Raw genomic sequence first — 11,190 nt, forward strand, 5'->3', positions numbered from 1 at the left:
AGGGATTAAGTAGCGTGGGGCGCACGCAAACTTTAAACGCTTCGGGAGAGATTCCCTCTTGGTTGGTTGGAGAAATCCTGCTTGCTAACGGAGACTCAATGAACGAAGAATCCCCGTCTCTTTAGAGCGGGGAGCGTCAACATTTAGACCAAATTTGGGGTCAAGAAACATGAGCGATCGCATCGAGTGGATTAATGCCCTATCAACCCGTCCCTCCCTAGAAGCGGCGGTGACGGAAGTAGTGGAAAAAGTGCAAGATAAATTAGTCGGATCGGCAGATTTAGCCATAATTTTTATTTCTTCTGCCTATGCCAGCGACTATCCCCGTTTAGTTCCCTTAATCTTGGATAAACTCCCTGTTCCTGTCCTGATTGGCTGCGGTGGGGCGGGGATTGTCGGCATGGGTGAGAGGGAAAAAGCGCGAGAAATCGAAGCGAGTCCGGCTTTAAGTCTCACCGTCGCCCATTTGCCCAATGTGGAAGTACAGCCTTTCTATATCGAAGCGGCGGAAATGCCCGATCTCGACAGTTCCCCCTCTAGTTGGACAGAATTATTAGGGGTAGAAGCGGCCAAAAATCCCCAATTTATCCTTTTAGCCGATCCTTTTTCCAGTCGCATCAATGATCTGTTAGAGGGTTTGGATTTTGCCTACCCCAGTTCGGCCAAAATCGGCGGTTTAGTCAGTGGTGGCATGATTGAACGTTCTGGGGGTCTATTCTACCACGATCAACAAAAACCCCGTAATACCTATCTCTATCGTCAGGGAACCGTAGGAATCGCCCTTTCTGGCAATATTATCGTCGAAACTATTGTCGCCCAGGGTTGTCGTCCCATTGGACCGATTTATCAGGTGAGTGAGGGAGAACGCAATATTATCATCTCCATGACCAGTAAAGAGGCCGATGGGACTTCGCAACCACCTTTAAACCTACTGCGGAATTTAATCCCCTCCTTAAGGGAAAAAGACCGAGAATTAGTGCAAAACTCCCTTTTTATCGGTATTGCTAGGGATGAGTTTAAAATGCAGTTGCAGGCCGGGGATTTCTTAATTCGCAGTGTTTTGGGAGTAGATCCTCGTCAAGGTGCGATCGCAATTGGCGATCGAGTTCGTCCAGGCCAGCGGGTACAATTTCACCTGCGCGATGCTGACACTTCCGCCCTAGATTTAGAATTACTTTTGCAAGCTTTTGCCCAAGAAAAACCTAATAGTTCAGAGGTACTAGGGGCTTTAATCTTTTCCTGTCTCGGTCGCGGGGAAAATCTCTACGAAAAACCGGACTTTGATTCGGGTCTTTTTCAGCGTTATTTCGCCAATGTTCCCCTCGCCGGCTTCTTTGGCAACGGAGAAATCGGGCCAGTGGGCGGTCGCACTTTTTTACACGGTTATACTTCGGCTTTTGCCCTCTTTCGTCAGGGAATTTAATGTTATACTAGATAGTTAGTACGCTAGGGAGTAGAACAATGGTAAAAGCCCAATCTTTCTCTGAGTCGGAGATTATCTATCCCGATAGTGATGGTAAACCGATGGCCGATAATACCAAACAGTTTCGCCCGATTGTGACGATTAAGGAAAATCTCGAATGTTTATTCGCAGACAATGACCATGTGTTTATCGCCGGCGATCTGTTGTGGTATCCGGTCGAGGGGGATAATAAAATCTGTCAAGCGCCGGATGCTATGGTGGTGTTTGGCAGACCCAAGGGCGATCGAGGTTCCTATAAGCAATGGTTAGAAAACCAGATTGCGCCGCAGGTGGTCTTTGAAATTATCTCTCCGGGCAACACTAAAGCGGAAATGCGCCGAAAATGGCAATTTTATCAGCGTTTTGGCGTAGAGGAATATTATCTCTATGATCCTGATGCTAATTATCTACAGGGTTGGTGGCGAAGGGGTGGTCAATTGGAGATGATTACCGGGATTGATAATTGGCAGAGTCCGCTTCTACAGATCCGTTTTCAACTGGAGAGTCCCCAGTTAGCTATTTTTTATCCCGATGGCTCGCGGTTTTTGACCACCCTAGAAATCAAGCAAAAAGCGGAATTAGCCGAACAACGAGCCAATGCCGCCGAACAGCAAGCCCAACAGGAACGTCAACGGGCCCGGGAAGCTGAGGCAAAATTAGCCCGCATAGAGGCGCAATTACGGGCAATGGGGATTAATCTAGAGGAAAGCTAACGCGAGGCGGGAAGGACGGGATTTAACCACTGGAGAATCTCATCTTTGAGACGGGAATTATCCCGGGCAAGTCCCTGTTTTAACCATTGGCCGATCGCATCGAGGGGAGTAAATACTTCTCCGGTTTGCCAACTGACATCTTGACTCAAGGGAGTGAGATGATTGCCCGGGAGAGTTCGCAGGGCAATTAAATCATTAAAGCGTTTTTTTAGCAGGGGATTTAAGACCAGAGATTGATCGATCGTGTCGTCTTGAAAACGGATTAAAAGATTGCGACGAATGGCATAATCTTGGAAAATTAACTCGTTTGTTTCTTCGGGGGAAGGGGTAAATTCGAGGTTAAAAGTGGTGTCAATTTGCAAAGGTTCGATAAAGGGAATAGCCCGACGAATGGGATAATTATTAAAGGAAATGAGGATATTTCCCGCCCGTTCCACTTCGTAGAGACTACCGATTAATAAATGTAGTTTACACCCCATACTGTGACCCAATCCGTAGATGGGGAGATAACCTTGGGGCAGACTATGATTCCAGCGCAGACGTTCAATAATATTATCAAAACGGTTTAAAACTGTGCGGGCGATCGATGTGTGATCGAGGGTATTAACAAAGGGAGTAGCAACAATAGCGTATCCTGAATTCCCAAGACTTTCTAATAACCAACGATAGGTAATATTCGGGGCCGCCGCCACAAATGCCCCCCCTAAAAAGTGAATGATACCCCGGGGACGACGGGGGAGAAAAACCCAATTACCTGCTATTTCTTGCCAATTCATACTAAATCCAGTTATTAAAGACTGATTATCTATTCCTCTTTTTGCATGAGTGTCTCTTGCATGACTGCTTATCCTTATAAGTAGCCTATACTCAACGGATTTAGTATCATAATTAGTTATCATTTAATTAATAACTTATACTAAATCCAGTTATTAAAGACTGATTATCTATTCCTCCTCTTGCATGAGTGCCTTTTGCCTCTTGCCTCTTGCCTATCCTTATAAGTAGCCTACACTCAACGGATTTAGTATTAGTCACTCACCAAATAAAGACTACTTGATCTTATACTAAATCCTGTTTAAAAGGGATAGGAGATTAGCCAGAGATTGGCACTGCCGGATAAGGATAACTGCTTGCCCAAGTCATCAAAAATCGGGATGAATAGTTCTAGGCCAGTTTTTTCTTAATAAAAGCCACTATTTGAGACATTTGTTTCTTCATAGTTTCCATTTCTGTTTGCATTTGGGCAATTTGGGACTGGAGAGTCTGAATATCGGTGCTATAATCCCCGGTGAGTTGCTCTAGTTTCGGGCTAAAAACTTTTGGTTTGGGGGAATATTGTTTGGCCTTAGCCATCGCTTCTTTAATCGCTTGTACCAATTGTTTTTGGTCGAAAGGCTTCTCAATAAAGGCAAAATACTGGAAAGGTTCGGGGATTTTCTCTACTACCTCCTCTTTCCGTCCCGACATTAACACTAGGGGGATACTTTTGAGATTATCTTCGGTTTGGATTTGCTGAAACACCTCCCAACCGCTCATTTTCGGGAGAAGCAAGTCCAAAATAATCAAATTCGGGGTTTCGGTACGGATGAGATTATAACCCTCTAATCCGTCTTTAGCTTCGAGAAATTCAAAGTTACCCTCTGGTAACATATCGCGAACGTGCATCCTGATCACTTTACTGTCATCGATAACGAGAATTTTATGATTTGACACGATAGACACCTTAGAAAAGAGACAATAGATAAGCTGGTTGATTCGAGGGGGTATTAGGGAAAACTTTCGCCATAGGGATTGGAGATTACCAAAAAACCCTTAGAAACTAACATACATCATAAAGAAAAAACCTCGGTTAATGTCCGAGGCTGCTGTTGTAGGAGAACTCAATGCAAAACCAAAGGAAGATACCAAAACCAAAGAGGTTTTTATCGGTAAATCACCCTTATTGTCCCATTGTAACTCCTGTTTAAGCGTATCGGGATGAACTAGCACTTTTGAGGGCTAAATAACCTAAACCGAGACATAAAAGCGCATTTAGTCCCAAAAATGCCTGAGCGATCGTACCGGAACCTAACCAGATCAGAGTAGGATGGATAACAGCACTGATACCTAAAGTCACCGCCATAGCTAAAGATACCCCCACCGCTAACCATTTTGCTTGGGGATGACCTAAAAGCAGAGCAATCAGGACAAAGGGCAGGATAACACTGGCAAAAAGCGGATTAAGGGCAGAACTTCCCTGAATAACACCTCCTAGGTCGGAAAGAGAACTCCCCATCACTCGGAAAGGCCATTGGGGTAAATCGAAGATATAAAGACCTCTGAGGAAAAATAAGCCAGAACTGCCAAAAATTAGACCAGCATTCAAAAATCCGTTCCAGGAGAAGGGAAAATAACTTCTCAGCCACCAAGCGAGGAGATAAGAACCCAAAACCATGGCCATTTTGGGCAAAACCGCCACCGCGCCGCCATCAATCCAGAAACGGGGATTGAGATAACCGTTATCGCGCAACCAACGCCAAAAATCCCGGAAAGTAATCTGTCCTTTCAGGGCCAATTGTAGGGCATTGCCCGCGTCTAATTGTCCGGCCCCAAAATGATTAAAGGGATCATCATTGATCTTGCGGGCCGACTGTTGCAAAACCTCTAAAACTGCATTGGGTTCTTTAATTCCCGCAGCCTTGATTAAAGCTACCACCCCGGCAACGTGAGGGGCCGCCATGCTGGTTCCCTGAAAACCGAGGAACGCCGGTTCCCCCCCCTTAGCCGGATCGATGGTTTCTTGGACAATTTTACCCGTATCGGAGCCGCCTGGGGCAGCAATATCGATTCCGGCCCCGAAATTAGAATAGGGGGCTTTATTTCCGGAGGCATCTACCGCAGAAACGCCGATAACGTGGGGAAAACGGGCGGGATAGGCGGCGGAATTATCATCGGCATTACCGGCAGCGGCGACGATTACCACACCTTTACTATAGGCATATTCGATCGCCTCTTTCATTACTTGGGTTTCCCCTCCACCCCCTAAACTCATATTGATGACATCGGCTTTATTATCGACGGCAAAACGGATCGCTTCGGCAATATCTCCCACGGTTCCCCCACCCGTCCCGGAAAGTACCTTGAGGGGCATAATTTTGGCTTTGTAGGCGATGCCGGCCACCCCGTAGTTATTATTGGTCGATTGGGCAATTGTTCCGGCTACATGGGTTCCGTGACCGTTATCGTCTTCGGCATTGCTGCGATCGTTGACGAAGTCGTAGCCTTCGACAAACTCGGTTTCTCGCAGATCGGGAACTATTGATACACCTGTATCAATAACGGCGACGGTGATCCCTTCACCGTGATTTTCTTCCCAAGCACGTTCGATGTTTATCCCCCTCAGGTTCCACTGTTTACTATAGTCGGGGTCATTGGGGGCGATAAAAGCATGATAAATATAATCGGCTTCGATCGATTCGGTGTATTTTTTTAGGTCGGAATTACGGAGAGTTTTCAGGAGTTTGCTATCTCCATCGACAGTGTAAAGATGTTCATCGATGGAAAAGATACTATTTAAACTGGTGGGTTTTCCCGCTTTTTTGTTGATAGCATTTAACTGCTCATCGAGGACGCTGACGGGTATATCGTCTTTAAAGTCGATCAAAATTGATTGATATTCGCCCCGATTTGCTAATCCAGTAAAGTTAAAGAGAGCAAATCCTAGACCGATAATGAATAGGGTTAACAATAAAAGTTTTTTCATAGATTTCCTAAGAATTGATCATTGCCGGCCAAGGTTTTTGTAGTTTTGATGAGAAAAGCTTATCGAAGTTCCCCTATTTTTGTCTCGATTGAGGAGAGGACTAACCGGTTACAAAAAAGTCACCTGTGGTTTATTTTAAGCTCGATCGCCGATCGCTGTTAATTCCCGACTGGCAAAAATAGCTTCGTAGTGGCGATAATGTTTAAATTCCAAGAGATTATAGAAAGGATCCTCCAGAAAAAAGGTTTTATGCTCGGTTATCTCCCCAGTAAAGCGAGTTTTTGGTTCTAGATAAAATTTTAGTTGATTGACCCGTGCTTTGACCAGAAGATTGTCCCAATCGCTGGCAGCGGGGAGAATGAGACCAAAATGGCGAGGATAAATGCTATTTTGGGGAGTAAGAGGCATTTCGGTGACGTGAGCGACTACCTGATGACCGGAGAAATTTAAGATTATCGCTTTCTCGGTTTCCCTTCCCGCTAAACAACCTAAACCATCACAGTAAAAGCTTTTAGCACTGGACACATCGGTAATCGGAATAGCGAGATGAAAAATTGCAGGTTGATTCATGGTGATCGATTTTATCCGCGCTCTACTAGGTTCTATTGTAGCGATCGAGGGGCAACTGTTACAGGAATTTTTTCTTGAATTGGAGTAATCGCGGGGAAATTTTCGGCACTTTTTCCCTGAAAATTAGGTAATTGACCACCTGAAAATCGATAAAACCCCACCTAAAGACTTTGTGCGATTCTAAAACCAGCGTGTTGATAAAAATTCCGGCGAAACCAATTGCGATAGTAGGCTAGGATTTCTGTGCCGTTAGTCACCCAAGCTCCTCCTAACATCATTTTATGTTGACTATTAAAGAAAGGAGTGGAATTGTCAGCATAGAGGTAATGGGGTTGAAAGTCAGTTAAGGGATTAAAATCATCTTCTAGCCATTCCCAGACGTTACCGCGTAAATCATAAATTTCTGAGTTATTGCCGGCATTTTTTAACATTCCCACGGGAGTGGGAGAACAGAATTTTAAATTGAGGTTATAGTCCTCAAAGTTATCGTTTTCTAGGGTATAACATCGATTTTTTTGACTGCCATAGGTGGCTAAATTCCACTCAGCTTCCGTCATTAAACGTATTCCTTGACCTTGAAAACGACAGTAGGCGATCGCTTCATAATAGTTCACTTCTACCGGCCAATCAAGAGGTAAATCGAGAGCATCAAACATGGCTCGATATTGATAATTTCCTCGCTCATCTACCAGCCAAAATTTAGGATATTTGACTCGATAATGATTTTTCCATTGCCAAGCTTCCTCATCCCAATAACTGGGATTTTCGTAGCCACCATTATCGACAAATTCTTTAAATTCTCCGTTGGTAATCATATATTTACTCACCAGAAAATTGTTAACTTGAACTTGCTGATAACCATACTCATTATCCCAACCATAAATAGGAGAATCTTGGGGTTTACCAATTTCCACTATTCCCCCAGAAACCTCCACCATTTGATTAGGATAAGCTTGACCAAAAGAAGGGGCATAATGCCACCCTTGAGGACGTTGCAGACGCTCTAAGGGCAGTTGTCTGAGTAACATTGAAGATGTTTCAAAGTGAACACGCTGATGCTCAATTCCCATTATTAATGACCAGAGAGAATGCTGAGGATGAATAGGAAGATTAAGGGGGATATTTTTAATTATTTCGACCACAATTTCATAGACTTGTTGCCGATATTCCCAAACCTTAGCCACCTCGGGCCACTGAATATGGGCGATAGCAGAGTTTAATTCTTCGGGAGTGCCTGGATCTACTCCCACTCCAAACAATAATTCGTAGTCAGGATTAGGGCTTTTTTTTAATAGGTTAACCAGCTGCAATTTATTAAGATAAAAAGCGGCAGCATGACCTAAATAAAAAATGAGGGGATTTCTTAAATCGTCAGGGTTACAATAAAAAGCTTCTTCTTTGATGATGCTTTTTAACAGCAGATCTTCTAATTGCCAAGCATTTTCAAAATAGTCGAGTATATTTTCTCGACTACAGTTTTTTAGAGAGATAGGAGCCTGTGCTTGAATCTTTTCCATGTTTTTATGCCTCTATTACTGATGGTAATGTTTTCGTTATTTACAGGGATAACTGACAGAGAATTAACCCGAATAAATTTTCAGGATCGGTGAAAACCCTAAGGGGTTTTAATCCCTTTGATTCTAGGTCTTTTTGCATAGTTTCTAGGTTGAATTTACGGGAGATTTCTGTTAAAAGACCTTCCCCCGCTTGAAAATTAACTGTCAGATCGAGTTTTTTGAGATGAACAGGGTGAGTTTTTTGAGAAATTAAATACATTTCAATTTGGGATTTGTCTTGATTATAGATAGCTTGATGACTAAATAAATCAAGGTTAAAATCAGCTTGAAAACGCCAATTTAAATGGGAAAGCATATTTAAATTAAAAGCGGCTGTCACCCCTTGATCATCATTATAAGCTGCTTCTAAAATTGCCGCTGGTTTTTGGAGATCAATCCCTAATAAAAAATAATCTCCAGCTTTGAGGACAGTGGTAATTTTTGCTAAGAATTTATCACATTCATCGGCGGAAAAATTACCGAACGAACTTCCCAAGAAAAAAATCATTCTGGTATTATCGGAAGCGTTTTGATAATAGGCTAAGGCCTGTTCATAGGTTCCAATTAACCCCTGAATGGGTAAATTAGGATATTCTTTTTGTAATTCTATGGCACTAGCTTGGAGAATAGTTTCACTAACATCGATAGGTATATATTTAGAGGATTTTTGTTGCCGATAATAAGCGTCCAATAACAGACGAGTTTTAGTGGAACTACCACTGCCTAATTCTATCAATTCGCAGGCTCCTGTATAGGCGACAATTTCTTGGGCATATTCTTGAATAATAGCCGCTTCTGTCCTAGTGGGATAGTATTCTGGCAATTGACAGATTGCTTCAAAAAGTTGGGAACCTTGCCGATCATAAAAATATTTAGATGGTAAGCTTTTGGGGGTTTTAGTTAATCCTTCAATCACATCTTTTCCCTCATCTTTAACTATATTGTGACTGGTGGTAAAGGTAGCTAAATACTCAATTTGTAATAGTTCTTGGTTCGGTGGGTTAAGTTGCATAGATTCTCCGATTATTCTCAAGTTTTTTGATTGTTCTCGATCGATGCCGAGGATGAAATCCACTTTGACAGCTTGAATGCTGGCAGAGATTATTGTACTTTGGTAATTTTACCACTAAAACGCCGCAAAATTTACCTCTTGTCTAGATAGACAAAGTTTATGGATCGTCAATAAAAGCTGTTAAATCCATCGAGATGGGTGCTGATATTATCCAAGCAAAATTACCGGTTCAATTAATCAGTAAAGATTGCATTTCCTCTAAGGTAAGATTTTCTTGGATATAGCGAGGATTAAGGGGATGATAAGGACTAGCAAGACGAGCTATCTTAATAACTCTAGCAGTTTCAGGAATGATCGGAATATCGGGATCGTAGGGGGTGCTGCGGGTAAGGGAACTAGAAAAACCTTTAAAAATAGAGATTTCTTCCTCCTCCCCATCCACAGCAATAGTCACTAATAAAACCTCTTGGGGATTTTTGAGGGTGTATTGTTCGAGTTGTTTACCAATATTCATAGAAAAATGGCTAATTATCGATAGCTAAAGACCTACTATTGTAAAGCTGAACGTCCCTGTTTGCCAAGGCGAATAAGAAGAAAATGGGCAAAATAGAGAGTATAAAAAGAGAGACCAACTAAACCAAAAAAGCCCAAAACATTAGCGGTAGCTTCTGAATGAAAAATCTCGCGAAACTGCCAAGGTGCTTCCTGCCAAACTTGACAATAGGGAGAATTTAGCAATTCCCCTGACATAGCACAGGAGAGAAAAGGTAAGGTAGAAATCGCGCCCAAAGGACAATAAATCGTTACTGCCCAACGCCAAGCAGTGGTGACAAATTTAATTGGACTGGCGGGTAAATCTTTAATTTCATCGTTAATATCCACCCAAAACCAGAGGGAAATCGGGATTAAAATCTTAGCTAAAAAACTGGTGACAAAACCAATCGGCCAGGAAGCAATCATTAAATATACAGTAATTAATAAAAGACTAGCCACTCGCCAATAGATAATCAACAATTTCTGCAATGATTCGATTTTTGCAAATAAAGACCAAATTAACAAAATTGCCGGGATAATCACCGTAAATAGGACGGCTAAACGATAATCTATCCAAACGAGAGGACGAAACCAAAGCTGATTCATAAACTATTTAGACATAATTACACTGTCAACATTTTACTGTCTTCGGGTGCGGGAGCCAAAATCGGCCAAAGCTTGACCAACAAACCACAAAACGAGGGGCGATCTTTTTATATTTAAGATCGCCCTAAAGCTAGGATTCTACTGTGAGGAGAGAAAAAACCGCTGCCTGACTACATTAATCTTCATAAACGCGACACTCGGCGGCATCGGGATTAGAATCACAATACTTTTCGAAGTAGGTTTTTTGGGGGTGGTCTTGACGTTGGTGGGCTGCTTCTGCTTGTAATTCTTCCACCGCATCCCAAGCGGCGGCACATTCACCAGAGGTGGCACCTTCCGTGCTACACACGGCTCTGGCATTTTCTAGCTCTTCTTGAATTTTATCTTGGATATTGCTCATGATTCCTCTGGAATTGATCTATTGACACTTTAACAATTATACAGTCACCTTCTAAAACCACAGGATCGGTTATCCCACTCGATCGCCTTTCCTGTTCTATTAAGCCGATCTTAGCGCAATTTTTGGCGAATTTAACATCAAGATTTCCTGACCGGGCCAATTTTTAGCCTACATTCCGCACTGGAGAAATGCCAGAGGGATTTCTCCAGTGCATAGACAGCGAGCAGAATCATATACCGACTTATTTAGGCCGTCTTACACCAAATCCATTTTTAATAGTGTGATTAACTGCCAAGTTATCGATTGTTTTTCCCCGCTCCAGTGCTTTGGCGCTCACCTACTCTCCTATACCTTTTACACAGGATTTAGTATCATTCTAGGGACTAGGGGAAAAAGACTGTTTTGCTGGCAATAGTCAGCATTCCTGTCACCAAAATGCCGACAATGCTAAGGAATCCGGCTCTTCGTTACTCTTTATGCTAAATCAACAGACAAGATGCCAAGATAACATACTTCTAACCCAAAAATTCCGAAAGTTTCTAAAGCCATAGCCTCTTCGTTTTATTAGTTTAAGTTTATTGTTGATTCCCTCGAC

Annotated in this window: 12 protein-coding genes; 2 read left to right on the forward strand and 10 right to left on the reverse strand. The window is 42.7% G+C overall.

Annotation, left to right across the window (positions count from 1 at the left end; translation table 11 throughout):
• Positions 1–169 precede the first annotated feature (169 nt).
• Both IM479_RS14175 and IM479_RS14180 read left to right on the forward strand, forming a co-directional pair.
• Positions 170–1,423: an FIST signal transduction protein gene (locus IM479_RS14175; protein WP_287687652.1), complete on the forward strand. Its 1,254-nt coding sequence runs from the start codon at positions 170–172 to the stop codon at positions 1,421–1,423.
• A gap of 38 nt (positions 1,424–1,461) precedes the next feature.
• Positions 1,462–2,175, forward strand: a complete 714-nt coding sequence (locus IM479_RS14180) for a Uma2 family endonuclease (protein WP_287687653.1) — start codon at positions 1,462–1,464, stop codon at positions 2,173–2,175.
• Here the strand turns inward: IM479_RS14180 and IM479_RS14185 are convergent.
• From IM479_RS14185 to IM479_RS14230, 10 genes are all read right to left on the reverse strand, one after another.
• Positions 2,172–2,951, reverse strand: a complete 780-nt coding sequence (locus IM479_RS14185) for a DUF1350 family protein (protein WP_286825780.1) — start codon at positions 2,949–2,951, stop codon at positions 2,172–2,174. The two genes, IM479_RS14180 and IM479_RS14185, sit on opposite strands and share 4 nt — an antisense overlap.
• A gap of 388 nt (positions 2,952–3,339) precedes the next feature.
• A complete protein-coding gene (locus IM479_RS14190; protein ID WP_287687655.1) occupies positions 3,340–3,888 on the reverse strand; it encodes a response regulator in 549 nt (182 codons plus the stop codon).
• A 250-nt stretch (positions 3,889–4,138) separates the two neighbouring features.
• Positions 4,139–5,917: a S8 family peptidase gene (locus IM479_RS14195; protein ID WP_287687657.1), complete on the reverse strand. Its 1,779-nt coding sequence runs from the start codon at positions 5,915–5,917 to the stop codon at positions 4,139–4,141.
• Between the two features lie 135 nt (positions 5,918–6,052).
• Complete coding sequence (locus IM479_RS14200) at positions 6,053–6,487, reverse strand: VOC family protein (protein WP_286825783.1); 435 nt, start codon at positions 6,485–6,487, stop codon at positions 6,053–6,055.
• 161 nt (positions 6,488–6,648) lie between these two features.
• Complete coding sequence (gene ovoA, locus IM479_RS14205; protein WP_287687658.1) at positions 6,649–8,004, reverse strand: 5-histidylcysteine sulfoxide synthase; 1,356 nt, start codon at positions 8,002–8,004, stop codon at positions 6,649–6,651.
• 40 nt (positions 8,005–8,044) lie between these two features.
• Positions 8,045–9,055, reverse strand: coding sequence for an L-histidine N(alpha)-methyltransferase (gene egtD / locus IM479_RS14210; protein ID WP_287687659.1), 1,011 nt, complete (start codon positions 9,053–9,055; stop codon positions 8,045–8,047).
• Between the two features lie 229 nt (positions 9,056–9,284).
• Positions 9,285–9,569 carry a DUF7734 family protein gene (locus IM479_RS14215; protein ID WP_286825785.1) on the reverse strand — a complete coding sequence of 95 codons (285 nt, stop codon included), beginning with the start codon at positions 9,567–9,569 and terminating at the stop codon, positions 9,285–9,287.
• 35 nt (positions 9,570–9,604) lie between these two features.
• Complete coding sequence (locus IM479_RS14220) at positions 9,605–10,195, reverse strand: DUF3177 family protein (protein ID WP_004159290.1); 591 nt, start codon at positions 10,193–10,195, stop codon at positions 9,605–9,607.
• 175 nt (positions 10,196–10,370) lie between these two features.
• Positions 10,371–10,595 carry a Calvin cycle protein CP12 gene (locus IM479_RS14225; protein ID WP_286825787.1) on the reverse strand — a complete coding sequence of 75 codons (225 nt, stop codon included), beginning with the start codon at positions 10,593–10,595 and terminating at the stop codon, positions 10,371–10,373.
• Positions 10,596–11,079: 484 nt separating this feature from the next.
• Positions 11,080–11,190, reverse strand: a 111-nt coding sequence (locus tag IM479_RS14230) for a transposase (protein ID WP_071784045.1), incomplete at its 5' end; no start/stop codon positions are given.

Origin of the sequence: Microcystis sp. M165S2 (assembly GCF_020245885.1) — a bacterium.
Taxonomy (GTDB): Bacteria; Cyanobacteriota; Cyanobacteriia; order Cyanobacteriales; family Microcystaceae; genus Microcystis.

What these genes read in the sequence shown, in the direction of transcription:
- IM479_RS14195 (WP_287687657.1), bottom strand. Translation starts at nt 5,917, where the DNA reads ATGAAAAAACTTTTATTGTTAACCCTATTCATTATCGGTCTAGGATTT.
- IM479_RS14200 (WP_286825783.1), bottom strand. Translation starts at nt 6,487, where the DNA reads ATGAATCAACCTGCAATTTTTCATCTCGCTATTCCGATTACCGATGTG.
- ovoA (WP_287687658.1), bottom strand. Translation starts at nt 8,004, where the DNA reads ATGGAAAAGATTCAAGCACAGGCTCCTATCTCTCTAAAAAACTGTAGT.
- IM479_RS14220 (WP_004159290.1), bottom strand. Translation starts at nt 10,195, where the DNA reads ATGAATCAGCTTTGGTTTCGTCCTCTCGTTTGGATAGATTATCGTTTA.
- IM479_RS14215 (WP_286825785.1), bottom strand. Translation starts at nt 9,569, where the DNA reads ATGAATATTGGTAAACAACTCGAACAATACACCCTCAAAAATCCCCAA.
- egtD (WP_287687659.1), bottom strand. Translation starts at nt 9,055, where the DNA reads ATGCAACTTAACCCACCGAACCAAGAACTATTACAAATTGAGTATTTA.
- IM479_RS14185 (WP_286825780.1), bottom strand. Translation starts at nt 2,951, where the DNA reads ATGAATTGGCAAGAAATAGCAGGTAATTGGGTTTTTCTCCCCCGTCGT.
- IM479_RS14180 (WP_287687653.1), top strand. Translation starts at nt 1,462, where the DNA reads ATGGTAAAAGCCCAATCTTTCTCTGAGTCGGAGATTATCTATCCCGAT.
- IM479_RS14175 (WP_287687652.1), top strand. Translation starts at nt 170, where the DNA reads ATGAGCGATCGCATCGAGTGGATTAATGCCCTATCAACCCGTCCCTCC.
- IM479_RS14225 (WP_286825787.1), bottom strand. Translation starts at nt 10,595, where the DNA reads ATGAGCAATATCCAAGATAAAATTCAAGAAGAGCTAGAAAATGCCAGA.